The following is a 25,466-nucleotide window of genomic DNA, read 5'->3' on the forward strand; positions in this document are numbered from 1 at the left end:
CTCAGCAGGCGGGGACGGTCCCGCCGGTGCGCAGCGCCTCCAGCGCGGAGACCGACTCCGCCAGGGTGCCGACCGGTACCAGCCTCAGCCCGGCGGGCGTGTTCACCCTGGCGTCCGCGCACTCGTCCTTGGGCAGCAGGAAGACGGTCGCGCCGTCCCGGGCCGCCGCCTGGGTCTTCAGCGGCACGCCGCCGACCGGGCCGATGACGCCCTGGTCGTCGATGGTCCCGGTGCCGGCGACGGTCAGCCCGCCGGTGAGGTCGCCGCCCTTGCCGTCGCCGGCGAGCTTGTCGACGATGCCGAGCGCGAGCATCTGGCCGGCGCTGGGCCCGCCGATGTCGCCGAGGTCGATCTTCACCTTGACCTGGGCGGGCGACAGTTGGAGGTAGGAGAGCGCGGCCGCGGTGGCGGCGTCCTGGGACTCCGTCATCTGCTGGACGGTGACCTCCTCGGCCTTGGCCGGGTCGCCCTGCGGGTAGACGGTGTCGGTGGGGCGCACGGCCTCGTCCGGGTCGAACCAGGCCTGGAGCGAGCGCCAGAGGCCGGTCCGCTCCCCCGGGTTGGTCGCCGAGATGGTCACCATCCGCAGCTGCCCCTGGGTGCTGCGGACCGGCGCGCCGGTGATGGTGAGCACCTGCCGGTCCTGGTAGCTGCCCAGGGTGTCCGCGGTCACGCCGGGGAAGGTCAGCGTGTACGGCAGCGGGACGAAGGCGGCCACGCCGAACAGCGCGGCGACCAGGACGCCGCAGAGCGCGAGGGCGCGGGCCCGGGGGGAGGTGAGGGCCGGGGATGGCTTGGTCTCGGACACAGAGGCATCCAAACACACCGGGCCGCCCGGCGGGCACGCGCACGGCCCCCGGACGGCCCACCCGGCGCGCCGGACGGTCGGCGCCGGACGCTCAGCGCAGCGCGTCGGCGACCTCGGTGGCGGCCTCGACCACCCGGGGGCCGACCCGCTCCGGGACCAGCCCGTTGAGCATCACCACGCCGACGCTGCCCTCGATGCCGCTCAGCCCGAGCAGCGCCGCGGCCGCGCCGGACGCCCCCGACTGCTCCTCCGCCCGGGTGATGACGAAGCCCTGCTCCGGCCGGCGCTGGCTCGGGAAGGCCCGGGCCTCCAGGATCGCCCGGCCGGCCGCGCTCTCCCCCAGCGGGTGGCGCAGCCCGGTCCGGTAGGCGACGTGGAAGTCGGTCCAGCTGGGTTCGACCACGGCCACCGCGAGCGCCTCGTTGCCGTCGACCAGGGTGAGGTGGGCGGTGGCGCCGAGGTCCTCGGCGAGGCTGCGCAGCGCGGGCAGCGCCGCCTCGCGCAGCAGCGGGTGGACCCGGTGGGCGAGCCGGAGCACGCCCAGGCCGACCCGGGCGCGGCCGCCGATGTCCCGGCGGACCAGTCCGTGCTGCTCCAGGGTGGCCAGCAGCCGGTAGACGACGGTCCGGTTGACGGCCAGCCGGGCCGCCAGCTCGGTCACGGTGAGCCCGCGTTCCGAGTCGGCGAGCAGCTTGAGGACCCGGACACCGCGGTCCAGGGTCTGGGAGGTCTCTGCAGTCACGACACGCATTTCCTTTCCGCGGCGGGTCGCGGATCGGCCGGCCGGCCGGTCCGGGACTCGGATGTCGCGCGCAGGTGGGTGGCCGCGCTCGGGCCGCGGAGAGTCGTCCTTGACGTCCTGGGGCCCTGCGGCGCCGTCTCGCGGGGGTCACCCGGCGGGAGAGCGTGTGGGAAAGGTAGTGAAGGAAATGCGACGGCGGAAGGGTTTGTCCAAAATTCGGGCAAGATCAAGTCAACATGCCCCACAGAATCCGGACAAAGCACCATAGAACAGCCCGGCCGGGCGCTCACAGGTTCGACCACAGTCCGAGTTCCGGACGGATCGGGCAACGCCGGACGGGATCCCGTCGGAACAGGTCGTGTCCGGACACATCGTGTCAGAACAGGTTGCGCCCAATGGTCCAGGCGGCCGTGAGACCGAGCAGCACGGCCGTTCCGCGCCGGCCGAGCGCCGGCGGGCGCCAGAGTCGGCCGGCCAGGCCGTGCCGCAGCCACACCAGGTGGACCGCGGCGGCCGGCGGCAGCACGAGCAGCAGCGCCGCGTTGTCGTGCCAGGCCGCGGCGAGGTCGCCGTGCAGCAGGTCGTAGACCATCCGGGTGCCGCCGCAACCGGGGCACTGCAGCCCGGTGACCTTGTGGAAGGGGCAGAACGGCAGCACCTGCCCGGGCAGGTGGGGGTTGCGCGACCACAGGTACGCCGCGCCGGCCGCGCCGGCGGCCAGTACCGCGACCGGCGCCCACGCCGTGCGCAGCCGCCCGCCCCGCCGGTGGATCGTTACTTCGCCCATTCCCTGATCTTGGCGATCCGCGCCTTCAGCTGATTGGCCGTCGCCTGCGCGGTCAGCGGGCCGCCGCACTGCCGGCGCAGCTCGTTGTGGACGGTCCCGTGCGGCTGGCTGGTGCGGTGGTGCCAGGCGGCCACCAGCGCGTTCAGCTCCTTGCGCAGTTCGCGCAGCTCCTGGTGCGTCACCACCGGCCGCTGCTCGGCCGGCAGCTCCAGCAGGTCGGCCTCCTCGGCCGGCTTGGTCTTGCTCCGCTGGATCTGCCGGTGCTGGCGCTTCTGCAGCAGCATCTGCACCTGGTCCGGCTCCAGCAGGCCCGGGATGCCGAGGTAGTCCTCCTCCTCCTCGCTGCCCGGGTGCGCCTGCATCCCGAACTCCATGGCGTTGTAGAGCACCCGGTCGAAGACCGCCTCGGAGCCCAGCGCCTCGTAGGAGAACTCCTCGCCGCCCGCGCCGTCCGGGCCGTCGTTGGCCCGCTCGGCCTCGGCGAGCAGCCGGTCCTCCTCGTCGAAGAGGCCCTCGCCCTCCTTCTTCGGCCGGTCCAGTACGTGGTCGCGCTGGAGCTCCATCTCATTGGCGAAGCCCAGCAGCATCGGGATGGTCGGCAGGAAGACGGACGCGGTCTCGCCGCGCTTGCGGGCGCGCACGAAGCGCCCGACGGCCTGGGCGAAGAACAACGGGGTGGAGATCGAGGTGGCGTACACGCCGACGCACAGCCGGGGCACGTCGACGCCCTCGGACACCATGCGGACCGCGACCATCCAGCGCGAGGTCCCGGCCGCGTAGTCGGAGATCCGCTTGGAGGCCTCGGTCTCGTCGGAGAGGACCAGGGTGACCTTCTCGCCGGTGATCTCGCGCAGCATCTTGGCGTAGGCGCGGGCCACCGTCTGGTCGGTGGCGATCACCAGGCCTCCGGCGTCCGGGATCGCCTTGCGGACCTCGCTGAGCCGGCGGTCGGCGGCCTGCAGCACGGACGGGATCCACTCGCCCTGCGGGGAGAGCGCGGTGCGCCAGGCCTGGGCGATGAGGTCCTTGGTCATCGGCTCGCCGAGCCGGGCCTCCAGCTCGTCGCCGGACTTGGTGCGCCAGCGCATGTTGCCGCTGTAGGAGAGGAAGATCACCGGGCGGACGACGTGGTCGGCGAGCGCGTGCCCGTAGCCGTAGGTGTAGTCGGCGACCGACTTGCGGATGCCGTCGCCGCCCGCCTCGTACTGGACGAACGGGATCGGGTTGGTGTCCGAGCGGAACGGCGTACCGGTCAGCGCCAGCCGGCGGGTGGCCGGCTCGAAGGCCTCGAAGCAGGCCTCGCCCCAGGACTTCGAGTCACCGGCGTGGTGGATCTCGTCCATGATGACCAGCGTCTTGCGGGCCTCGGTCCGGTTGCGGTGCAGCATCGGGTTCACGCCGACGCCCGCGTAGGTGACCACGATGCCGTGGTAGTCCCGGGAGAGCGGCCCGGAGGAGTACGCGGGGTCCAGCCTGATGCCTATCCGGGCGGCGGCCTCGGCCCACTGCTTCTTCAGGTGCTCGGTCGGCGCGACCACGGTGACCTGCTGCACCAGGTGGTTGTGGAGCAGGTAGGAGGCCAGGGTCAGCGCGAAGGTGGTCTTACCGGCGCCCGGGGTCGCGACGGCGAGGAAGTCGCGCGGCTGGTTCTCGATGTACTTGTCCAGCGCACCCTGCTGCCAGGCCCGGAGCTTTCCCGCGGTGCCCCAGGGGGCGCGGCCGGGGAAGGCCGGGGACAGGTGGTGCGAGGAGGTCGGCGCGGCATGGCCGACGGCCCGGACGGGCGCGTGCGGCTCGTGGGCGTCGGAGAAGAGCGGCATCGAGGCGGCGGCAGTACTCACGGTCTCCGAGGGGGGATCATCGCAGGTCAGAGGCGTTTGGGCAGCCTCGCCCCACGGTCGGACGGCGTTCGGACAACCCGCCCAGCGTACCGGGCCCGGGGCCGTTCGGGCGGCCGCGGCGGGGCCGGGCGGGGCGCCCGTCCGGCCCGCGGGCGGCTGTGGCGGCCGGAAATCGATGTGACGTGGATCACGTCGGAAAGTTGCGAAAACGCGGTAAGCGGAACCCCCTCCACCGCCTCTCTTCCGGGTGAGGCCGCCCCAACCCCCCACAGCCGCCACCGGCCTCGCACCCCAGAGAAGGGAACCGCCGTGCACGCCACCGCCGAAGAGACCGTCCAGGCCCGCCTGATCCTCTCCGCCCACCGTTCCGTCCGGCTGCGGGTCACCCTGTCCTACCGCCCGGAGGACCCGCTGGCCGTCCGGATGGGCTTCCCCGCCGAGTTCTCGCTGGACGACCCGGTCGACGGGTGTCCGGAGTCGGACGACATCGTCTGGGTCTTCGCCCGCCGGCTGCTCGCCGCCGGCCTGGAGGTGCCCTCCGGCATCGGCGACGTCCACGTCCGCCCCGCGCTCGGCCGCCGCACCCTGGTCGAGCTGCGGGCGCCCGAGGGCACCGCCATGGTCCAGTTCGACACCGCCGACCTGCGGCGCTTCCTGTGGCGCAGCCGCCTGCTCGTCCCCGAGGGCGAGGAGCACCTGCACCTGGACGCCGACCGCGCCCTCGCCCAGCTGCTCGGCTGAACGGCCCGGCGCGCACGTCGGCGGCCGCCCGGGGCCGGGGCCCGGACGGCCGTTGACCGTCTCCTACGCCGAGAGCTTGCGCATCAGCCGCACGCCCTGCGCCGGCGTGAGGTGCGGCAGGTACGCCTTGCCGATCGCCCGGGTGATGCTGGGCAGCGCGGCCGGGTCCGGGTAGGCCATGTACATCGGCCGGTACTCCGGCTGGAACTTCGCCTTGAACGCGAGCAGGGAGCGGAAGCCGTACACCGGCTCCAGCGCCCGGCCCAGCCAGTCCAGAGTCTTCTGCAGCCCGGCCGGCGGCTCCTGTTCCGAGCGGGCCAGCGGGGCGCCGGAGAGCGACAGGAAGCGCGCGCCCTCCTGCTTGAAGCCGAGCGCCGCGGAGGCGATCAGGAACTCGGTGACGCCGCGGAAGCCGTCCGAGCGCCGGCGCATGAAGTCCAGCGTCCAGCCGACCGGCTCGCCGTTCTCGTAGACCGGCATCCAGCTGGTCAGCCCGTGCACGACGCGGTCCCCGTCGACGGCGATCAGCAGCCGCACCGCCGGGTCGTCCAGCTCCTCCAGTCCGCCGAGGGTGAAGCCCATCTCGGGCAGCCCCTTCTCCGAGACCCACTCCTCGGAGATGGCGCGGATCTGCTCCTTCAGCGCGAGCGGCGCCTCGGGGTAGGACCACCACTCGGCGGTGATGCCCTGCTTTCCGGCCTTGTTGAGCGCGGTGCGGATGTCCTGCCACTTGCGTCCGGTGAAGGCGAGGCCCGGCAGCGCGACCACGGTGTCCTCGGCGACCTGGAGCGAGCGCCAGCCGAGCTGTCCGGCGGCGGCCCGGGTCTCCGGGGTGACGCTGTAGAAGCACGGCGTCCAGCCGCGCGCGTCGCAGTACCGGGCGAACCCGGCGACCGCGCGGGCGCGCGCCTCCGGGTCGCCGAACGGGTCGCCGGTGGTCAGCGCCACGGTGTTCAGCACCCGGTAGGCGACGGCCGCCCGGCCGTCCTCGTCGAACCAGTAGTGGTTGCCGTCCCAGGTGGTGAGGAAGGAGAGCGTGCCGCCGCCGTGCTCGGTGAGCAGGGCGCGGGCCCGCTCGGCGTCCTCGGCGTCGGCGTGCACCACCGGCCGGCGGAAGACCAGCAGCAGCGCGACCAGCGCGACCGCCCAGAAGGCCGGCCCGCAGTAGGTCTCCAGGGCGCGGGCGAACGGCCCGACCGCGATCGGGTAGTCGGGCAGCAGGTCGTTGTAGGCGGGCGGCAGGAACTGGGCCGGCAGCCCGGCGACCAGCCCACCGAAGGTCGCGCCCGGCTCGAACTGCGCGGCGGCCAGCACGCCCAGCCCGGTGTACGCGGCGCTCGCGACGGCCAGCGCGCCGCCGAGCCGGACGGTCAGCCGGACCAGCACCGCGCGCGGCAGCAGCAGCGGGAAGCGCTTGCGGGTGGCCAGCAGCAGGCCGAGGGTGAGGAGCGGCAGCAGCAGCGCCTCGACGAAGTACTGGAGGACGCCGCCCGAGCCGGTGCCGGTCTCGGTGAACAGCCGGACCAGCATCGCGGTCCAGAGCAGTTCGGTGGCGACGGTGATCCGCCAGGCGAGCCGCAGGCCGCGGCGCAGCCCCTCGGCCAGCACCAGCAGCAGCGCCGGGAAGAGCGTGGCCATCAGCCGGGCGGGGGTGTCGAAGATCCGCTCGACGGCGTGCGCGCGGGCGCAGTCGTGGGCCGAGAGCGCGCAGAAGTCCGCGACCTCCTCCGGGCCGAGCCGGTGCGAGAGGTAGATCTCCGAGAAGGTGTTGAGCGGGCCGGCCGCGTTGTCGTACAGCGAGGCGATCAGCGGGCCGAGCGCGGCGGCGACCAGGCAGAGCGCCACCAGCACCCGGGTCTCGGTGTACGAGGAGCGGTGCGAGCGCAGATACGGGCGGCCGCGGGTGAGCAGCGCGCCGGCGGCCAGGCCGATCAGCGCGCCGGCGAAGCGCTGGACGCTCTGCAGGTGCCCCACGTACAGCGTCATCACCAGCGGCACCAGCACCACCAGCAGGTGCAGCCGGTGGCGCCAGAGCACGGTGAGCCGGTAGCCGATCACGCCGGCCAGCGCGTACAGGCCGACGCCGGGGCCGACCGCGGTCTGGCCGGCGACGGAGGCGGTCCACTGCTCGCCGGACGCGGCGCCCGCCGCGACCGCGCCGGTGCCGGCCAGAGTGCCGGCCAGCTGCCCGGCGACCAGCACCCCGAGGGTCCGCAGCGGTCCGAGCCGGCGCTCGGCGGCCGGGGCGACCAGGAGCAGCAGCAGGCTGGTGAAGAGGTAGGCGCCGGTGCCGGAGCACCAGAACAGCGAGGTGAGCGGCGTCCACCAGCGGCCCTCGCCGAGGGTCGGGACGCCGACGCCGACCTGCTCCAGCAGGGCGTCGGAGGGGCCGCGGTTGAGGCTGCCGGTGGCGGCGCCGACGGTCCAGAGGCCGAGCAGCAGCACCAGGGTGAGCGGGGCCTCGCCGAGCCGGGCGGCCGCCAGGCCGGCGGCGGCGCGGGCGAGGCGCCGCGGGGAGCGCGGCCCGGGTGCGCCGGGTCCGGAACCGCGGCCGGAACCGCGGCCGGGACCGGGGGCGGCGCCGGACGCGGATCCGCCGCGGGGCTGCTCGGGGACCCGCGGGCACGGCTGTTCGCCGTCCTGCCGCGTGCGGTCGCCCGCCAGGGCCCGGGCGGGCGCGGCGCCGAGCCGGATCACCGGATCATCCCGGTCTGCCGGCCGAGCCAGGGCAGGTTGCGGTCGAGCGCCTCGCGGAACACCGCCCAGCTGTGGCCGCCGGGGATCGGTTGGAACTCCACCTTCATCCCTGCCTTCTGCGCGGCCGCGAACATCGTCTCCTGCTGCGGCCGGAAGTCGTCGTCACCGGCGCCGACCGCGAAGACGCCGGCGGTCTCCGGGTACTGGCGGGTGGCCATCAGGTTCGCCGGATTGACGGCCTCGAAGGCCTTCTCGTCGCCGTCGAAGGCCTTCCCGACGGTCTCGCCGTGGCTGCCCAGGGTGGGCTCGTCCTGGCCGGATATGTCGATGAACGAGCCGTAGACCTGCGGCGCGTTGACGGCCAGCTGGAGCGCGCAGGTGCCGCCGAGCGAGGCGCCGCCGATGGCCAGGGCGGTGCGGCCGGTGGCGGTCTGGAGGTGGCCGCGGATCCAGTCCGGGACGTCCTCGGCGAGGTAGGTCTGGGCCCGGGCGACCTTGGAGTCCATGCAGAGGCTGTTTCCCCACATGGTGGCGATCTGGTCCACCATCACCACGATCGGGGCGAGGCCCTGGTGGTCGGCGGCGAAGGCGTCCAGCCGCTCCTGCATGGCGCCGGAGTTGACCCAGTCGGAGGGGTTGCCGGGCTGGCCGGCCATCAGCACCAGGACCGGCAGCAGCGGCCGGGGGCTGGCCTGGTAGGCGGGGGGCAGGTAGACGTAGGCGTCGCGGGCGTCGAAGCCGGACTTGGTCCCGGGGATCGGGGTGGTCGAGACGGTGCCCTGGGCCGGCAGGCCGGCCGGGGCCCGCCAGACCTCCTCCAGCACCTTGCCGGCCGGCGCGGTCACCACCTCGGGTGCCTTGCCGGTGGTCAGCGCCTGGGTCCTCGGCGCCAGCATGACCCGGGCCGTCGGGTACTGGTCGAAGCCGCGGTTGACCTGCGAGGCCGCCATCAGCACCACCAGGACGGCGCCGCCGGCCGCCAGGAACCGCTGCCGGCCGGGCAGCAGCGGGGCGCGGAAGCCGGCCAGGGCCAGGGCCAGGACGGCGAGCGCGACCCAGCCGAGCACGTAGTCGGGGGTGCCCTCGGGGAAGGGGTGCCACCACCCGTCCACGACGACCTTGATCGCGCCGGTGACGGCGACGGCGAGCAGCGCGGCCCCGATCGGGCGCAGGCCGAGCCAGCGCCGGTCGCGGGAGAGGACGAGCAGCGCGAGCGCGGCCCAGCCGGCGGCGAGCACGGCGTACGGGACCGGGCCGTGGGTGAGCGGCCAGTCGAGCGGGTTCCAGCGGACGGCGAGCGCGGTGGTGGTGACGGCGAGGGAGGTCATACGGGTTTCCCCGGGCGGGTGGTGCCGGCGAGGAAGCCGTAGGCGACGACGTTGCCGTCGTAGCCGCGCTCCTCGCTGTAGCCGCCGCCACAGGTGATCACCCGCAGTTGGGCGTCGGCGGCCTGGCGGTACACCCGGTCGTCCGGGAAGTCCTTTCGGTCGTGCACTTCGATGGCGTAGAGCTGGTAGACGGCGGTGCGGCCGTCCTCGCGGAGGATCTCGATCCGGTCCCCGCGGTGCAGGGCGCCCAGGTGGTAGAAGACGGCGGGCCCGCTGCTGTTGTCGACGTGTCCGGCGATGATCGCGGTGCCCCGCTGGCCGGGGGCGGCGCCGTCCCGGTACCAACCGGCGAGGTTGCGGTCCTCCTGCGGCGGTGCCTGGAGGTGGCCGTCCCGGTCGAGGCCGAGGCCGGTGACCGGGGCGTCGAGCCGGACGGCGGGGATGCGGATCCGGGTCGGCCGGGAGGGGCCCAGCGGCGGCACCACCGAGACCGGGGCGAAGCCGGTGAGGGCCTGTCCGGCGCCGGGCGCCGGGGGGAGCGCGCCGGTCTGACCGTCGTGCAGCAGCCATGCGCCGAGCACGAGCGCGGCACCGGCCGCCAGGGTGCCCGGCCACGGGCTCCTGCTCTGCTGGGCGCCCACGGCGCTCCCCTCTGCTGACGTCGGACCGGTCGCCGGTTCCTGGGAGGTTCCTGGGAACCGTGCAGCCGGATCGGACCCTATGTCACATTCATACGTTGGTCGTACTCACTCCCCCCGATCGGCAGGGCCCTTGGGGCAAGGCGTTGCCCGAAGGGGTGAGACGTCACCACCACGTCACCCCCCGGCTACCTGGCGGCTCCCAGGAACGGCGACGATCTCTTCATCGGACACTCAGGAAAGCCGTCCCGGTTGCATCCTTCGGGCGATGAGTTCCGACCGCCCGTGGTGAAGCATTGACCGATCTCGATCGCGTGCCATGCTGACCCCGTTCACAGGCCTATCACCGCACTTGTCCGACCGGGCCCCGCCCGGTCGCGCCGTGCCTGCCGCGCCCGCCCCGCGCACGCCTCACGAACGGAGTGACCATGGACGCCCTCTCCCGTCGCACCCTGCTCGCCGCGGGTGCCGCCGGCGCCGCCGCCCTCGCCGCGGGCTGCGGGGCCCGGACCGACCCGGGCCGCGGGCAGACGGCCGCTCCGGCCCCGGCGCCGGCCACCCCGGCCGAGGACGACGCGGTGGTGCCGACCGAGGCGGCCAGGCCCCCGGTCACCCTGATCGGCGACGGCTCAACCTCGGACACCGGCCCGCAGCCGGGCCAGCCCGTCCCCGAGGCGCTGCGGCAAGGTCAGCGCCCGCCGCAGTTCGTGGTCTTCTCCTGGGACGGCGCCGGCGAACTCGACAACGGCCTGTTCCAGCGCTTCCGCCGGCTCGCCCGGGAGCACAACGCCTCGATGACCTTCTTCCTCAGCGGCCTCTACCTGCTGCCGGAGTCCCGCAAGGACCTCTACCGCCCGCCGCAGCACAAGGTCGGCGCCTCCGACATCGGCTACCTGACCGACCAGCACATCCACGACACACTGGAGAACCTGCACGCCGCCTGGACCGAGGGGCACGAGATCGGCACCCACTTCAACGGCCACTTCTGCGGCGCCACCGGCGTCGGCAGGTGGTCGCCGGAGGAGTGGGACAGCGAGATCCAGCAGGCGATGGACTTCGTGACGAACTGGCGCACCAACACCGGCTTCACCGACCTGCCGGCGCTGCCCTTCGACTACCGCAAGGAGCTGATCGGCAGCCGCACCCCCTGCCTGGAGGGCCAGCGCAACCTGCTGCCGACCGCCGTCAAGCGCGGCTGGCGCTACGACAGCAGCGGCAACGGCACGCAGATCTGGCCGCAGAAGATCCAGGGCGGCGCGCTCTGGGACCTCCCGCTGCAGTCCATCCCCTTCCCCGGGCACACCTTCCAGGTGCTGTCGATGGACTACAACATCATGTTCAACCAGTGCGGCAGCAACACCAAGGCCGACCCGGCGCTCCACCCCGGCTTCCAGACCCAGGCCAGGGACGCCTACCTGCTGGGCTTCGAGCGTGCCTACACCACCAACCGCGCCCCGTTCGTCATCGGCAACCACTTCGAGGAGTGGAACGGCGGCATCTACATGAACGCCGTCGAGGAGGTCATCAGGACGATCGCCGGCCGCCCCGAGGTCCGGCTGGTCTCCTTCCGGCAGCTGGTCGACTGGCTCGACGTCCAGGACCCCGCGGTGCTGCGCAAGCTCCAGACCCTCGGCCCCGGCCAGGCCCCCGCCGGCGGGTGGGAGGCCTTCCTGGGCCTCCCGTCCGCCGGCTGAGAACTCAGGCGGACTTCCGGACCCGCCCCGAGACCAGCGCGCCGAGCAGCGCGACGCCGGTCATGGTCAGGAAGATCACCGCGAACGCGCCGGCCGACCCGGTGCCCGCGGCGCCGTCGTGGGCGGCGGCCACCGAGCCGCCGCCGAGGGCCGCGAACAGCACCCCCGCCAGGCCCACCAGCAGCACGTTGCCCAGCGCGTCGCTCATCTGGAGCGAGGCCGAGTTGGCCCCGGCGTCCTCCGGCGTCGACAGCTTCATCATCAGCACGCTGACGCTGGCGATCGCCAGGCCCATGCCGATGCCGCCGAAGGCCCAGGCCACCGCGGCCACCCAGGTCGGCACCGCGGGGACGAGCACCAGCGCCGCGCCCGCGATGGCCACCGCGGTCAGCACGAAGCCGCCGCGGATCATCGCCTCGCGGTGGCGCTCGGCCCCCGGCCGGCCCTGGATCCAGGAGCCGAGCGCCCAGGACAGGCCGCCGCTGGTCAGGGTGAGGCCGGCCAGCGTCGGAGACAGGCCGCGCTCGGTCACCATCATCAGGGGAATGAACGCCTCGGCCGCGAAGAAGGCCCCCGCCGCGACTCCGCGCAGCAGGATCACCGTCGGCAGCCCGCGCGCGGCCCGCAGCGTCCCGGCCGGCAGCAGCCCGAGCACCGCCGGGACCAGCAGCGCCGCACCGGCCACGGCCGGCAGCAGACCGGGCAGGTCCAGCCGCTGGCCCGCGTACTGCAGCAGGCCCGCGCCGAGCGCGGCCATCGCGGCCAGCCCGGTGCGGCGGCGGTCGAAGGCGGCGCCCCTGAGCACCGGCTGCTCCTTCTCCGAGCGGCGCAGCGCCGGACCCATCACGGCCAGCGGCAGCAGGATCAGCGCCGGGACGGCGAGGAAGACCCAGCGCCAGCCCAGGTGCTGGGTGACCGCCCCGGAGACCACCGGGCCGATGATCGAGGGCAGCACCCAGGCCGAGGAGAAGGCGGCGAACACCGAGGGCCGCAACCGCTCGGGGTAGGCCCGGCCGACCACCACGTAGAGCGCGACGATCACCAGTCCGCCGCCGAGGCCCTGGATCGCCCGGCCTCCGACGAAGATCCACATCCCCGGCGCCGCGCCGGCCACCAGCAGGCCCGCGCCGAACACCGCGATGCCGGTGAACAGCGGCTGCAGCGGGCCGCTGCGGTCGCACCACTGGCCGGAGACGACCAGCGCGAACAGCGTGGTGGTGAAGTAGCCGGAGAAGGCGAAGGCGTACAGCCCGAGCCCGTCCAGCTCACGGGCGGCCCCCGGCATCGCCGTGTTGACGGCCGTCGCCTCGAAGGCGATCACCAGGACCACCGAGACGATCCCCAGGGTCAGGGCCCGGAAGCGGTCACCCAGCACCCCGCCGCCGGGGTCGGCCGGTATCGGAACGGGGGCGGTGTCGGCCGAGGCGGTGGAGGCTGTGGTCATACGTATGATCGTAAGGCGCGTCTGGGCCGATCGACCCTGACCCTGGTCGCTTCTCTCCTCCTCCCCCGGTCCTAGGACCGGGGGTCAGTGCAGCACCTTGAGGCCCACCACGCCGGAGACGATCAGCAGCAGGCAGCCGATCCGGGCCAGGGTCACCGCGTCACCGAGCACCGTCATGCCGTAGAGCGCGGTGCCCACCGCGCCGATGCCCACCCACACCGCGTAGCCGGTGCCGATCGGGATCGAGCGCATCGCGTACGCCAGGCCGCCCATCGAGAACACCAGCGCCACGCCGAACACCACGGTCGGGACGAGACGGGAGAAGCTCTTGGAAGCCCCCAGGGCGACCGCCCACACGGTCTCCAGGACGCCGGAGAGAATCAGAACGAGCCAGGCCATGACGGTCGTACCTCCGCAGTCGGCAGCGGCCGGGTTGCCGCTGTCACTGCGCCGTCTTGTCGTCACCGGGTACGACGCGCTCGTCCGGGGCGGCCGCGAAAGGGCCACCTGCCTCCGACCGTAGCACACCCCTCCGGGAATCCCGTCACACGGAATTTACAAAAGGATATTGACGTTCCGCCCGGCATTCCGCCAGACTGAATTCACCAACACGGCGAACGACGACAGGAGTCGGACATGGACAGGAAGACGGCGGCCCGCGCGCCCCGCACCTGCGCCCCCGCTCCCCTGTGTTGTCGCGCCTGTCGCTGCTGCCGCTGCGCCTGAGGCGCCCCCGCAGTCCAGCCTGTCATCGGCTCCACCCCCCACGGCCGTGTGCCCGAGTGGTTCAGGGAACCGCCTGCAAAGCGGTGTACACGGGTTCGAATCCCGTCATGGCCTCCGAGAAAAAGAATTGCCGGTCGGCGCGAAAGCGCCGTCCGGCAATTCTTCATGCATTTTCCGGGGAATTCGGCGAACCCTCCCGCCGAATTCCCCGGCCGGCCGCTCAGCCGGTGACGGCGTCCTCCGGGCGGATCGGCAGCCGGCCCACCGGCAGGCCGGTGGCGGCGCGGACCGCCGCGGCCACCGCCGCCGGCGCGGTCACCGCCGGCACCGCGCTGACCGCCTTGGCCCCGAACGGGGCCACCACGTCGCGTTCCTCCAGCAGGGCGGCCACCCGGATCTCCGGGGTGTCCAGCGCGGTCGGCAGCCGGTAGCCGGTGAGCGAGGGGTTGGCCAGCAGACCGCCCTCGGTGCGGAGGTCCTCCAGCAGCGCCAGCCCGACGCCCTGGGCGACGCCCGCCTCGATCCGGTCCTCGATCTGCCGCGGGTTCAGCGCCCGGCCGACGTCCTGGGCCACCGTCACCTCGACCACCCGGACGGCGCCCAGCTCGATGTCCACGTCCACCACCGCGCGCATCGCGCAGAACGCGATGGAGACGAAGGCGTCGCCCTGCCCCGCCTCGTCCAGCGGCTCGGTCGGGTGCGGGCGGCACTGCGCGGTCGCCCACAGCTCCTTGCCCTCCAGCGCCTCGGCCACCGGCATGCCGAGCACCCCGTCGTACGAGGTGATCTTGCCGTCGGCGATCTGCAGCAGCTCCGCCGACATCCCGAAGTTGGCGGCGATCGGCTGGAGCAGCTGGTGGCGGACCATCAGCGCGGCCCGCTCGACCGCGCCGCCGGACACCCAGGTGTGCCGGCCCCGGGCGGACGGCCCGGCCACCGACTGGTCGCTGTCGGCCGGCGCGATGTACACCTCGCCGACGCCCAGCACGCTCTGCACGATCTGCCGGGCCAGCGTGGCGAAGCCCTGGCCGGCGTCGACCGCGGCGCAGATCACCGTGGCGTGGTCGCCGCTGACCCGCACCGTCGCGGTGGCGACCTCGTCCTCGCCCTCGGCGCCCAGCATGTGCACCATGCCCAGCGCGTAGCCGATGCCGCGCCGCACCGCGGCCGGGTCGCCGGCGCCGCCGGGCCCGCCCGGCAGCAGCCACTCGGCGTCCGGGTCGTCCACCGGCAGCGCCGGCAGCGGCTCCCCGGCGACGGCCTCCAGCAGCGCGCTGACCGGGGCCGGGCAGGTGACGGCCTGTCCGGTGGGCAGCGGGTCGCCGGTCGCCATCACATTGCGGCGGCGGATCTCCACCGGGTCGACGCCGACCCGGGCGGCCAGCTGGTCCAGCTGCGACTCGTAGGCGAAGCAGGCCTGCAGCGCGCCCTCGCCGCGCATCCGGCCGGCCGGCGGGTTGTTGGTGCGCACCGCCCAGGCGTCCACGAAGACGTTGGGGCAGTTGTACGGGCCGACCGAGAACGCGGCGGCGGCGGCCAGCGCCTCGGCCGAGACGTCCGCGTAGGCGCCGCCGTCCAGCAGGATCTGCGCCTCGACCTTCACCAGCCGGCCCTCGGCGTCCGCGTGGTGGCGGTAGCGCAGCAGCGCCGGGTGCCGCGAGGTGTGGGTCTGGAAGGACTCCTCGCGGGTGAGCGTCATCTTCACCGGGCGCCCGGTGCGCAGCGCCAGCAGCGCCAGGGTGACCTGGAAGGAGAGGTCCTCGCGGTCGGCGGTGGCGCCGGGCACGCCGGTGACCACCAGCCTGACCCGGTCCGGCTCCAGGCCCAGGCACGCGGCGGTGCGGTCGCGGTCGCCGTGCGGGTCGGTGGAGGACAGGTGCAGTTCGACCCCGCCGTCCGGGCGCGGCACGGCCAGGCCCGCCTCGGCGCCGAGCGGCGCCGGGTCCTGCCGGCCCACCTGGTACAGGCCCTCGACGACGACCTCGCCGGCCGCCTCCGGGTCGCCGGTGCGCAGCGGCAGGTGGCGGAAGAGGTTGCCGTCCGGGTGCAGCGGCGGGGCGGTGAAGGACTGCTCGGGGTCGGTGACGGCGTCCAGCGGCTCGTAGTCGACGGCGATCAGGCCGACCGCGAGCCGGGCCGTGTCGGGGTGGTCGGCGGCGACCGCGGCCACCGGCTCGCCGTGGTGGCGGACCACCCCGGCGGCGAGGACCGGCCGGTCGGCGACGATCGGTCCGGACGGCGCGCCGTCCGGCAGCCCGTCCGGGCCGGCCGGCAGGTCGGCGGCGGTGACCACGGCGTGCACGCCGGGCAGGGCCAGCGCGGCCGAGGTGTCGATGCCGCGGATCCGCGCGTGCGGGTGCGGCGAGCGCAGCACCGCCCCCCACAGCAGGCCCTCGGCCCACAGGTCGGCGGCGTACGGGTAGATGCCGAGCGCCTTGGGCAGGGCGTCGCTGCGCAGCGGGGAGCCGCCCAGCCCGAACGGCTCCGTCCTGCCGCCCGCGTCGCCGTCCTGCTGGAGTGCTGCGCCGATGTCGGTAGGCGACGTCATGATGCGTGGTCGTCCTCGGGGAGGCGGATGCCGTGGGCGGGGGTGGCGCCGTACGGGACGCCGGCGGGGGCGGCGCCCTCGGCCGGGACGCCGTGCGGGGGCGTGGGGACGTACGGCGTGCCGTGCGCGGGGGTGCCGGCGTCGTGGCCGGGCTGCGGCGGGTAGCCGGCGGAGTCGTAGCCCGGGAGCGGAGTGCCGTGCGCGGGGGTGCCGGCGGGCGGGGTCTCGTAGACCGGGCCGTCGTAGGCCTGACCCTCGTACACCGGGCCGTCGTAGACCGGGGCCTGGTCGTAGCCGGGCTGCTGCGGGTAGCCGCCCGCGCCGGGGTGGCCGTCGGCCCCGGGCAGGTAGGTGCCGTGCGCCGGGGTGGCGCCCGGGTAGGGCTGCTGTCCGGGCTGGGCCTGGTGGAAGCCGGTGGACCCGGCGGCCGGCTGCGCCGGGACGTCCCGGATCGGGGCCAGCACGGTGGTGTCGTACACCCCGCTGTCGTAGCCGCCCGGGCCGTCGGAGCCGCCGTACGGCGCGCCGGGGGCGGGGGCGGGCGGGGGGCCGGCCGGTTCGGCGGGCGGCTGCGGGACGTGCTCGATCCAGGCGTCGCCGTCGGTGTACACCGGCAGGTCGGCGGCGCTCGCCTGGTCCTCCGCGGGGTCCGCCGGGGGCGCGGCGGGCGCCTGCGCGGGCACCGGCTCGGGGGCGGTGTCCGGGGCGGGGGCCGCGGCGGCCTTCGCGGCCTCCTCCGCGGCCGCCTCGTCCGCGGCCTCGGCCTGCGCCGCGCGCGCGTCGGCGACGCTCTGCACGGCGGCCAGCGCGCCCCGGTAGCCGGTGCAGCGGCAGAGGTTGCCGCAGAGCGCCTGGCGCGCCTCGACCTCGGTGGGCCGGTGGTTGCGCTGGAGCAGGTCGTGCACGGCCATCGCCAGGCCGGGCACGCAGTAGCCGCACTGCACCGCGCCGGACTCGGCCAGCGCCTGCTGGACGTCGCTGGCCCCGCCGCCGGCCGACAGGCCCTCGACGGTGTTGATCTCGCTGTCCTGCGCCAGCGCGGCCGGGACCAGGCAGCCTGCCACCAGCTGCCCGTCGACCTGCACCGAGCAGGCCCCGCACTCGCCCTGTTCGCAGCCGTCCTTGGCGCCGGCCAGGCCGAGCCGCTCGCGCAGCACGTAGAGCAGGCTCTCGCCGATCCAGGCGTCGGTGACGGGCCGTTCGAAGCCGTTGACCCGCAGGGCGTACGAGGTGGTCGGCCGCAGCTCGCGGCTGACCTGCGGCGCGTGGTCGTGCGCGTGGTCGAGCAGCCCCGCGTCCAGGGCCTCGATGGGGTGGTCTGTGGTCACTTGAGCGCCCTTCCCAGTGCCCGGCGGGCCAGCACGGCTACGGTACGCCGCAACTGGACGGCGGCCGCGCTCGGCCCCTCGGTGACGGCCTCCCAGGCGCCCTCGGCGCCGTAGCCGTCGGGGACGCAGGCGGCGGCCACGTACTCGCCGAAGGCCGCGGTCGCGGCGGGGTCGATCTCCCGCGAACCGTCCCAGTCGATGCAGCCGGCCACCCAGGCCTCGGCCTCCAGGGGCCGCAGCGGCACCGGGGCGACGGCGCCGACGGCGCAGCGCACGGCGCGCCGGGCCGGGTCGAGGACGAGGGCGACGGAGGCGGTGGCGCGGGCCGGGCCGCTGCGGCCGGTGGCCTTGAGGAAGACCTGCGGGGCGTGCAGCAGCGGAACGCGCACCCAGGTGAGCAGTTCGCCGGGGCGCACCGGGTCGAGGCCGGTGAGCAGGTGGCTGACCGGGACCTCGCGGGTGGCGCCGGCCCGGGCGAGGGTGACGCTGGCCTCCAGCGCGGCGAGCACCGGGAGGGTGTCGCCGGCCGGGGCGGCGGTGGCGATGTTGCCGCCGAGGGTGCCGACGTTGCGCACCTGCGGCGGGCCGGCGGTGCGGGCCGCGTCGGCGAGCGCGGGGATGAGCGCGGCGAAGTCGGGGCGGTCCATCCGGGCGTGGGTGAGCCCGGCGCCCAGGACGGCGGTGCCGCCGTCCTCGTAGCGCCAGCCGCGGAGTTCGGTGATCCGGCCGAGGCCGACCAGCGCGGCCGGGCGCAGCCGCCCGGCGTTGACGGCCTCCATCAGGTCGGTGGCGCCGGCCACCGGCACCGCGGCCGGGTGAGCGGCCAGCGCTTCAACAGCCTCGTCGAGGGAGGCCGGCAGCATGATCGTCCGGTTCACCTGGGTCCCACCGTGCTCCACTTGCTCATCGATCGCCTGCCGCCGCGGCCCCTCGGCCGGGTGTCCGCTCCGGCAGCCCGGCCTGGCCCGTAGGGTACGGGCGATCGGGCCGGGTTGGGCAACTCTGGCACACAATGCTCGATGATCATTTCGGGACGGGCGAACGGTACTGCCCGATTGGGACCGATACCGGGCGGTATCCGCCCAGGTCCGCAAAGGTCCTGGTCGGATGTTCATCTGTTCCTGACGTCCGATGACCGCTCGGAAGTTCCCGAGCGGTCACCGGACACCTTCTCGCCACGCCGTCAGACCACCGGCGGCGGCCCCTCGATCGGCCGGCCCTGCACACCGGGCCAGGTCTGCCACGGGTGCGGACCGGCGGCCGGGCGGTACTCCACGCCGAGCGCGTCCAGCACCTCCAGGTGGGCCGCCATCCGGCGCTCGAAGCCCGCGAAGTCGCGCGCGGCCGGGTCGGCGGGCAGCGCCGACCAGGCGACCTCGGAGAAGGCCGCGAGCCGCGGGAAGGCCCGGTAGTCGATGTCCCGGGCGCTGTGCATGAACTCGCTCCACAGGTTCGCCTGGGTGCCGATCACCCGGCGGGCGGCGGCCTCGTCGAGCTGGGGCGGCACCGGCTCGAACCGGTAGACGTCCTCCAGGGTGCGGACGAAACCGACCGGGATCGGCTCGTCCTCGCCCGGCGCCTGCCGGTGGTCGAAGTAGACCTGCTGCTCCGGGCACATCACCACGTCGTGCCCGGCCTGCGCCGCGGCGATCCCGCCGCCGTAGCCGCGCCAGGACGACACGGCGGCGCCGGGGGCCAGGCCGCCCTCCAGGATCTCGTCCCAGCCGATCAGCCGCCGGCCGCGCTCGGCCAGCCAGGTGTCGAAGTGGCGGATGATGTGGCTCTGCAGCTCGTCCTCGTTGGACAGGCCGAGCTCGCGGATCCGCGCCTGCGCGAAGGCGCTCTCCTTCCACTGTTCCTTGGGGACCTCGTCGCCGCCGAGGTGGATGAACTCGGAGGGGAAGACCTCCAGGACCTCCTCCAGCACCCCCTCGAAGAACCGCAGGGTGGCCTCGGAGGGGTTGAGCACGTTGTGGCTGACGCCCCAGTCGGTCCACACGCCGAGCGCCGCGGTGTCCACCACGTCGGTGTTGCCCAGCTCGGGATAGGCGGCCACGACGGCCTGGGTGTGGCCCGGCAGCTCGATCTCGGGCACCACCGTGATGCCCCGCTCGGCCGCGTAGGCGACGATCTCGCGCAGGTCCGCCTGGGTGTAGAAGCCGCCGTGCGGGCGGTCGTCACGGCGCTGGCCGGCCCGGTAGCCGACCATCGAGCGCTCGCGCCAGGCGCCCTTCCCGGTGAGCTCCGGGTAGCGCTTGATCTCCACCCGCCAGCCCTGGTCGTCGGTCAGGTGCAGGTGCAGCACGTTGAGCTTGTGCGCGGACAGCTGGTCGACGAAGCGCAGCACGTCGGCCTTGGGCAGGAAGTGGCGGGCGACGTCCAGCAGCGCGCCGCGCCAGCCGAACCGGGGCGCGTCCTCGATGTCCACGCCGGGCAGCACCCACTCCGAGCGCAGCGGGGCGCGCCGGTAGGCGTCCGGGCCGAGCAGCCGGCGCAGCGTCTGGGCACCCCAGAGCGCGCCGGCCGGCCCGCCGGCGGTGATCACGGCGTGGCCGGGGCGCACCGAGAGCCGGTACGCCTCGGCGGCCAGCGTGTCGTCGTGGACCAGCTCGACGCCTTCACCGGGCCGGCCGGGGGCGAGGGGCAGGCCGGTGGCGGCGGTCAGCGAGGAACGCAGCCACCGTTCGGCCCCGGCCAGCTCCGGCGGCGCGGTCAGGGTGGTCGTCCGGTCGAGCGGGAAGTCCTGGTCCGGGAGGCGGACGGAACTCACGGGGGCGGGAATGAGGTCCATTGCGCCATCCTCCCCCCGCCCGGACGACCGGCATAGACCACCCGGCAATCGCGGTGCTATGCAAAACGGCGGTGCGAGAAACGGAACGGGCTACTTGCCCTTGTCGTCGCCGTCCTGCGGCTTGCCGATGCCGTCGTAGATCTCCTTGCACATCGGGCAGACCGGGTACTTCTTCGGGTCGCGCCCGGGCACCCACACCTTGCCGCAGAGCGCCACCACGGGGGATCCGGAGAGGGCGCTCTCCATGATCTTGTCCTTCTGGACGTAGTGCGCGAAGCGCTCGTGGTCGCCGTCCCCGTGGGACACCTGCGGGACGGGCTCGACCAGGGTGCCGGTGCCGAGGCCGCGCTCGGGCTCAAGAGTGCTCATGGGTGCCAAGTCTATGGGCGCCCCGCGAAACCGGGCCAGTGTCGCAGCAGCCGGCCCGTGACGCGGCGGAGCGGGCCGCGCCGGGGACCCCTCAGTTGAGCGTCGGGTCGTCCGGGTAGCTCGCCAGCAGGGCCAGCGGACCGCGCTGGCGGCGCAGCACCGAGCGCCACAGCCGCTCCGGCTCGGGGCTGGAGATGTCCCCGGGCTCGCAGTCCACCAGGTACCAGGCGCCGCTGGAGACCTCCGACTCCAGCTGCCCCGGCGCCCAGCCCGCGTACCCGGCGAAGATCCGCAGCGCGCCGAGCTCGCCGGCCAGCACCTCGGGCGGCGCCTCCAGGTCCACCAGGCCGATCGCGCCGTGCACCCGCCGCCAGCCGAGCGGCTCCCCGGTGCCCGGCTCCCCCGGCGCCACCGCCAGCCCGAGCGCCGAGTCCAGGGCCACCGGCCCGCCCTGGAACACCACCGCGGGCCGGCCGACCAGCACGCCCCAGCCGTCCAGCACGCTGCCGACCTCGACCGGGGTCGGCCGGTTCAGCACCACGCCGAGCGCCCCCTCGGCGTCGTGGTCGAGGAGGAGCACCACCGCCCGGGCGAAGTTCGGGTCGGTGAGCACGGGCGTCGCGACGAGCAGACGGCCGGTGTGGGACCGGCCTCCGTGCGATTGGGCCGCCGTCATGTCCACATGATCCCGCAGAACCCCCCGCGGCGGACACCCGAAAACCGGCGGGCGACCCGCCCGGGCCCGGTCCGCCGCGCCCGGGCGGCGCTCCGTCCGCGAACACCCGTACGGACGCACCGGCGCGCGCCGCGGGGCCCGGGGAGAGCACCATCACGGGAGAGGCTCACGGGAACCACCGGCACGACCACTACCATCTACTGATGGTGGACGCCCGTCCACGGTGCCGATTCGGTCACGCCGGGGGCCCGACGCGCCCGTGCAACCGTTCCACCGCATGGCTCGTCGCCGAGCCCCACCCACCCCTCTGGCACCCCGGATTGCGAGAACGATGACCGACGACGTCCTGCTGGTCCACGGCGGAAACCCGCTGGAAGGCGAGATCCGCGTCCGCGGTGCGAAGAACCTGGTCCCCAAGGCCATGGTCGCCGCCCTGCTCGGGCAGGGTCCCAGCAGACTGCGCAACGTCCCGGACATCCGCGACGTCAAGGTGGTCCGCGGGCTGCTCCAGCTGCACGGCGTGACCGTGCGCACCGGCGACGAGGACGGCGAGCTGATCCTCGACCCCTCCCACGTGGAGAGCGCCAACGTCGCCGACATCGACGCGCACGCCGGCTCCTCGCGCATCCCGATCCTGTTCTGCGGCCCGCTGCTGCACCGCCTCGGCCACGCCTTCATCCCGGGCCTGGGCGGCTGCGACATCGGCGGCCGGCCGGTCGACTTCCACTTCGAGGTGCTGCGCCAGTTCGGTGCCACCATCGAGAAGCACCCGCAGGGCACCTACCTGGTCGCCCAGCAGCGGCTGCGCGGCACCCGGATCGAGCTGCCCTACCCCTCGGTCGGCGCGACCGAGCAGGTGCTGCTCACCGCGGTGCTCGCCGAGGGCGTCACCGAGCTGCGCAACGCCGCCATCGAGCCGGAGATCGTCGACCTCATCTGCGTGCTGCAGAAGATGGGCGCGATCATCACCCTGGGCACCGACCGCACCATCCTGATCACCGGTGTCGACGAGCTGGACGGCTACACCCACCGCGCGCTGCCGGACCGCCTGGAGTCCGCCTCCTGGGCCTGCGCGGCGCTGGCCACCAAGGGCGACATCTACGTCCGCGGCGCCCGCCAGCTGGAGATGATGACCTTCCTCAACACCTTCCGGAAGGTCGGCGGCGCCTTCGAGGTGGACGACGAGGGCATCCGGTTCTGGCACCCGGGCGGCGAGCTCAAGGCGATCGCCCTGGAGACCGACGTGCACCCCGGCTTCCAGACCGACTGGCAGCAGCCGCTGGTGGTCGCACTGACCCAGGCGACCGGCCTGTCCATCGTGCACGAGACGGTGTACGAGTCGCGGCTGGGCTTCACCGGCGCGCTGAACCAGATGGGCGCGCACATCCAGCTCTACCGCGAGTGCCTGGGCGCCACCCCGTGCCGCTTCGGCGCCCGCAACTTCCTGCACTCCGCGGTGGTCTCCGGCCCGTCCAAGCTGATCGGCTCCGAGCTGGTCATCCCGGACCTGCGCGGCGGCTTCTCGTACCTGATCGCGGCGCTGGCGGCCGAGGGCACCTCGACCGTGCACGGCATCGACCTGATCAACCGCGGCTACGAGAACTTCATGGACAAGCTGCGCGACCTCGGCGCCCACGTCGAGCTGCCCAGCGGGCGGACCGAGGAGGAGCTGGTCAACGCCTGACCGGCGCCCACGGCAACGGCGGGAGGCCGGGTCCCCACGGAGGGGACCCGGCCTCCCGGGCGTTCAAGGGGTGGTTCAGGCGCCCTTGGCGGCTTCCTTCAGCTTGGAGCCGGCGCTGACCTTGGCGCTGTAGCCCTCGGGGATCTGGATCGGCTCGCCGGTCTGCGGGTTGCGGGCGGTGCGAGCGGCACGGTGGGTGCGCTCGAAGGTCAGGAAACCGGGGATGGTGACCTTCTCGTCGCCCTTGGCGACGACCTCGCCGACGATCTCGGCGAAGGCGGCCAGAACGGCGTCGGCGTCCTTGCGGGTCACCTCGGCGCGCTCGGACAGCGCCGCCACCAGCTCACTGCGGTTCATGTGTACTCCTGTGGTCTGTTCGCTTGCGGTGTGCGGGGGCCCATCGGTGCTCCCACCGGGGGCACCCGGATGGGCCGCAGGTCCGCACACTGTGCTCATGCAGGCAATGCGTGGTCGCGAGCCGGGTCCGCACCCAGTGCCGCGCGCCGTGCCGTCGAAGGCCCGCCTGCCTGCCCGGATACGAATCCTGCCCCGACCGGCCCCGAGAATGCCAATCGGGCCCCGGCGGCACCACCCGAACATCGCCCGCCCGCCGGAGGTGTGACGCTCCGTCGGCTCCGGCGGACCGGGCGCGGGCGGCGGTCAAGGAAGACACGCCGGAAGACCAGGGGGACGTTCCGTACTTGTCGGACACGCCTGCCCCGTGCAGGGCTACCGTACGCCCTAGGTCCGACAAGCCCAAACACGCCCCTCGCCCTTGTGTCGCAAGGGTTCGGGGCGGGAAGGGGCGGGTACGACCGCTAATCGGCCATTTGACCGATCCGCGACACATCGCGACCGGCCGGCACGGGGGCTCGACACCGGGCCCGGCGCAGGGACCCGGGGTGTCGGTCCGGCGTCAGGGCTGCACGGCTCAGAGCTTCACGGCCGGGAAGGAGGCCGTGTCGAGCGTGCCGACGATGCCCGGGGTCGGGCGGGACGGCGCGGGCTCCTCCGAGGCGGCGGCCAGGGCGGCCTCCCGGACGGCGGCGGCGACCGTCTTGGCGACGTCCTTGTGGAACACGCTGGGGATGATGTAGTTCGGGTTGCGCTCGTCGTCGCCGACGGTGGCCGCCAGCGCCCGCGCGGCGGCGATCATCATCTCGGTGTTGACGGTGCGGCTCTGGGCGTCCAGCAGGCCGCGGAAGACGCCGGGGAAGACCAGCACGTTGTTGATCTGGTTCGGGAAGTCGCTGCGGCCGGTGGCGACCACCGCGGCGGTCTGCCGGGCCACCGCCGGGTCGACCTCCGGGTCCGGGTTGGCCAGCGCGAAGACGATCGCATCCTCCGCCATGGTGGCCAGGTCGTCGCCGTCCAGCACGTTCGGGGCGGAGACGCCGATGAAGACGTCGGCGTCGGCCACGGCCTCCTTGAGGCTGCCGGTGCGGCCCGAGCGGTTGGTGTGCTCGGCGATCCAGCGCAGGCTGTCGTTGAGGTCGTCCCGGCCCTCGTGGACCACGCCCTTCACGTCCGCCACGGTGGCGTGCTCGACGCCGGCCGCCATCAGCAGCTTGAGGATCGCGGTGCCCGCGGCGCCGGCGCCCGACATCACCACGCGGATGTCGGCGATCTCCTTGCCGACCACCTTGAGCGCGTTCATCAGCGCCGCCAGCACCACGATCGCGGTGCCGTGCTGGTCGTCGTGGAAGACCGGGATGTCCAGCGCCTCGCGCAGCCGGGCCTCGATCTCGAAGCAGCGCGGCGCGGAGATGTCCTCCAGGTTGATGCCCGCGAAGCCCGGGGCGATCGCCTTGACGATGGCCACGATCTCGTCGGTGTCCTGGGTGTCCAGGCAGATCGGCCAGGCGTCGATCCCGGCGAAGCGCTTGAACAGGGCCGCCTTGCCCTCCATGACCGGCAGCGCGGCGGCCGGGCCGATGTTGCCCAGGCCCAGCACGGCGGAGCCGTCGGTGACCACCGCGACGCTGTTGCGCTTGATGGTGAGGCGGCGGGCGTCCTCGGGGTTCTCGGCGATCGCCATGCAGACCCGGGCGACACCCGGGGTGTAGATCATCGAGAGGTCGTCGCGGTTGCGGATCGGCAGCTTCGAGGACATCTCGATCTTGCCGCCGAGGTGCATCAGGAAGGTGCGGTCCGAGACCTTGCCGATGGCGACGCCGTCGATCGCCCGGAGCTTCTCGACGATCTCCTCGCCGTGCGCGACCGAGGAGGCGGCCACCGTGACGTCGATCCGCAGCGCCTCCAGACCGGAGGCGGTCACGTCGAGGCCGGTCACCGAGCCGCCGGAGGACTCCACCGCCGTGGTGATCGCGCTGACGGCGTTGCCTCTGGCCGGCACCTCCAGCCGCACCGTGATCGAGTTCGAGACACTGGGCACCGTCGCCATCGACGTTCCTTCTTCCGTCCGTCCACGAGGTCAACAGTTTGTTGATAACCCTCGCCAGCGCATGCTAGACATCGATGGTCGCACCTACCGGGGCATAGCCAGAAATAACGTTCATTGAGTGTGCGGACCCGACAACTTCTTGCCTCCGCCGCCCGATGCGTTACATTGGACGGGACACCGGCTCGATCCAAGCCCCCGGGCCCAACCTTCGTCCCTTCGA

20 protein-coding genes, 1 tRNA gene and 1 riboswitch are annotated in these 25,466 nt (G+C 73.9%); of the genes, 4 read left to right on the top strand and 17 right to left on the bottom strand.

Annotation, left to right across the window (positions count from 1 at the left end; all coding sequences use genetic code 11):
• Position 1 precedes the first annotated feature (1 nt).
• The 4 genes from ACFZBX_RS13300 to ACFZBX_RS13315 form a co-directional block, all read right to left on the bottom strand.
• A complete protein-coding gene (locus ACFZBX_RS13300) occupies positions 2–808 on the bottom strand; it encodes a S16 family serine protease (protein ID WP_391533646.1) in 807 nt (268 codons plus the stop codon).
• Between the two features lie 91 nt (positions 809–899).
• Positions 900–1,550 (bottom strand): IclR family transcriptional regulator, encoded by a 651-nt coding sequence (locus ACFZBX_RS13305; RefSeq protein WP_270146684.1) that lies wholly within the window; start codon positions 1,548–1,550, stop codon positions 900–902.
• 376 nt (positions 1,551–1,926) lie between these two features.
• On the bottom strand, positions 1,927–2,337 hold the full coding sequence (locus tag ACFZBX_RS13310; RefSeq protein WP_391533648.1) for a DUF2752 domain-containing protein: 411 nt from the start codon (positions 2,335–2,337) through the stop codon (positions 1,927–1,929).
• Positions 2,325–4,157, bottom strand: a complete 1,833-nt coding sequence (locus ACFZBX_RS13315) for a DEAD/DEAH box helicase (RefSeq protein ID WP_391533738.1) — start codon at positions 4,155–4,157, stop codon at positions 2,325–2,327. Before ACFZBX_RS13315 ends, ACFZBX_RS13310 begins: the two co-directional genes overlap by 13 nt.
• Before the next feature lie 330 nt (positions 4,158–4,487).
• On the opposite strand from ACFZBX_RS13315, the gene ACFZBX_RS13320 reads away from it, so the two are divergent.
• On the top strand, positions 4,488–4,919 hold the full coding sequence (locus ACFZBX_RS13320; RefSeq protein WP_391533650.1) for an SsgA family sporulation/cell division regulator: 432 nt from the start codon (positions 4,488–4,490) through the stop codon (positions 4,917–4,919).
• A 63-nt stretch (positions 4,920–4,982) separates the two neighbouring features.
• Here the strand turns inward: ACFZBX_RS13320 and ACFZBX_RS13325 are convergent, their stop codons facing one another.
• The 3 genes from ACFZBX_RS13325 to ACFZBX_RS13335 are packed head-to-tail and all read right to left on the bottom strand — an operon-like array spanning position 4,983 to position 9,585.
• On the bottom strand, positions 4,983–7,616 hold the full coding sequence (locus ACFZBX_RS13325; RefSeq protein ID WP_391533652.1) for a bifunctional lysylphosphatidylglycerol flippase/synthetase MprF: 2,634 nt from the start codon (positions 7,614–7,616) through the stop codon (positions 4,983–4,985).
• On the bottom strand, positions 7,613–8,944 hold the full coding sequence (locus tag ACFZBX_RS13330; RefSeq protein WP_391533654.1) for an alpha/beta hydrolase: 1,332 nt from the start codon (positions 8,942–8,944) through the stop codon (positions 7,613–7,615). Before ACFZBX_RS13330 ends, ACFZBX_RS13325 begins: the two co-directional genes overlap by 4 nt.
• Entirely contained in the window at positions 8,941–9,585 is a 645-nt protein-coding gene (locus ACFZBX_RS13335; protein WP_391533656.1) for a class F sortase, read from the bottom strand. The genes ACFZBX_RS13330 and ACFZBX_RS13335 overlap by 4 nt, the downstream gene beginning before the upstream one ends.
• Positions 9,586–10,010: 425 nt before the next feature.
• On the opposite strand from ACFZBX_RS13335, the gene ACFZBX_RS13340 reads away from it, so the two are divergent.
• Positions 10,011–11,276, top strand: coding sequence for a hypothetical protein (locus ACFZBX_RS13340; protein ID WP_391533658.1), 1,266 nt, complete (start codon positions 10,011–10,013; stop codon positions 11,274–11,276).
• A 4-nt stretch (positions 11,277–11,280) separates the two neighbouring features.
• Here ACFZBX_RS13340 and ACFZBX_RS13345 read toward each other — a convergent pair whose 3' ends face one another.
• Both ACFZBX_RS13345 and ACFZBX_RS13350 read right to left on the bottom strand, forming a co-directional pair.
• On the bottom strand, positions 11,281–12,720 hold the full coding sequence (locus tag ACFZBX_RS13345) for an MFS transporter (RefSeq protein WP_391533660.1): 1,440 nt from the start codon (positions 12,718–12,720) through the stop codon (positions 11,281–11,283).
• A gap of 84 nt (positions 12,721–12,804) precedes the next feature.
• Positions 12,805–13,119, bottom strand: coding sequence for a DMT family transporter (locus ACFZBX_RS13350; protein WP_391533662.1), 315 nt, complete (start codon positions 13,117–13,119; stop codon positions 12,805–12,807).
• Positions 13,120–13,164: 45 nt separating this feature from the next.
• A riboswitch (guanidine-III (ykkC-III) riboswitch) is annotated at positions 13,165–13,231 on the bottom strand.
• Between the two features lie 257 nt (positions 13,232–13,488).
• On the opposite strand from ACFZBX_RS13350, the gene ACFZBX_RS13355 reads away from it, so the two are divergent.
• Positions 13,489–13,560: transfer RNA gene (locus ACFZBX_RS13355), tRNA-Cys, on the top strand.
• Positions 13,561–13,666: 106 nt separating this feature from the next.
• On the opposite strand, the gene ACFZBX_RS13360 is transcribed toward ACFZBX_RS13355, so the two are convergent.
• The 6 genes from ACFZBX_RS13360 to ACFZBX_RS13385 form a co-directional block, all read right to left on the bottom strand.
• Complete coding sequence (locus ACFZBX_RS13360; RefSeq protein WP_391533664.1) at positions 13,667–15,994, bottom strand: xanthine dehydrogenase family protein molybdopterin-binding subunit; 2,328 nt, start codon at positions 15,992–15,994, stop codon at positions 13,667–13,669.
• On the bottom strand, positions 15,991–17,322 hold the full coding sequence (locus tag ACFZBX_RS13365) for a 2Fe-2S iron-sulfur cluster-binding protein (RefSeq protein ID WP_391533666.1): 1,332 nt from the start codon (positions 17,320–17,322) through the stop codon (positions 15,991–15,993). The genes ACFZBX_RS13360 and ACFZBX_RS13365 overlap by 4 nt, the downstream gene beginning before the upstream one ends.
• On the bottom strand, positions 17,319–18,185 hold the full coding sequence (locus tag ACFZBX_RS13370) for an FAD binding domain-containing protein (RefSeq protein WP_380764367.1): 867 nt from the start codon (positions 18,183–18,185) through the stop codon (positions 17,319–17,321). The genes ACFZBX_RS13365 and ACFZBX_RS13370 overlap by 4 nt, the downstream gene beginning before the upstream one ends.
• Positions 18,186–18,505: 320 nt before the next feature.
• Complete coding sequence (locus ACFZBX_RS13375) at positions 18,506–20,113, bottom strand: beta-N-acetylhexosaminidase (protein WP_391533668.1); 1,608 nt, start codon at positions 20,111–20,113, stop codon at positions 18,506–18,508.
• A 90-nt stretch (positions 20,114–20,203) separates the two neighbouring features.
• Complete coding sequence (locus ACFZBX_RS13380; RefSeq protein ID WP_391533670.1) at positions 20,204–20,482, bottom strand: DUF3039 domain-containing protein; 279 nt, start codon at positions 20,480–20,482, stop codon at positions 20,204–20,206.
• A 91-nt stretch (positions 20,483–20,573) separates the two neighbouring features.
• Positions 20,574–21,158 carry a YqgE/AlgH family protein gene (locus ACFZBX_RS13385; protein WP_391533672.1) on the bottom strand — a complete coding sequence of 195 codons (585 nt, stop codon included), beginning with the start codon at positions 21,156–21,158 and terminating at the stop codon, positions 20,574–20,576.
• Positions 21,159–21,489: 331 nt separating this feature from the next.
• On the opposite strand from ACFZBX_RS13385, the gene murA reads away from it, so the two are divergent.
• Entirely contained in the window at positions 21,490–22,842 is a 1,353-nt protein-coding gene (gene murA / locus ACFZBX_RS13390) for a UDP-N-acetylglucosamine 1-carboxyvinyltransferase (RefSeq protein WP_391533674.1), read from the top strand.
• A gap of 75 nt (positions 22,843–22,917) precedes the next feature.
• Here murA and ACFZBX_RS13395 read toward each other — a convergent pair whose 3' ends face one another.
• Both ACFZBX_RS13395 and ACFZBX_RS13400 read right to left on the bottom strand, forming a co-directional pair.
• Complete coding sequence (locus ACFZBX_RS13395; protein ID WP_030308200.1) at positions 22,918–23,199, bottom strand: HU family DNA-binding protein; 282 nt, start codon at positions 23,197–23,199, stop codon at positions 22,918–22,920.
• A 574-nt stretch (positions 23,200–23,773) separates the two neighbouring features.
• A complete protein-coding gene (locus ACFZBX_RS13400) occupies positions 23,774–25,246 on the bottom strand; it encodes an NAD-dependent malic enzyme (protein WP_391533675.1) in 1,473 nt (490 codons plus the stop codon).
• Positions 25,247–25,466: the final 220 nt, after the last annotated feature.

The sequence above is a fragment of the Kitasatospora sp. NPDC008115 genome (genome assembly GCF_042957205.1).
Taxonomy (GTDB): Bacteria; Actinomycetota; Actinomycetes; order Streptomycetales; family Streptomycetaceae; genus Kitasatospora.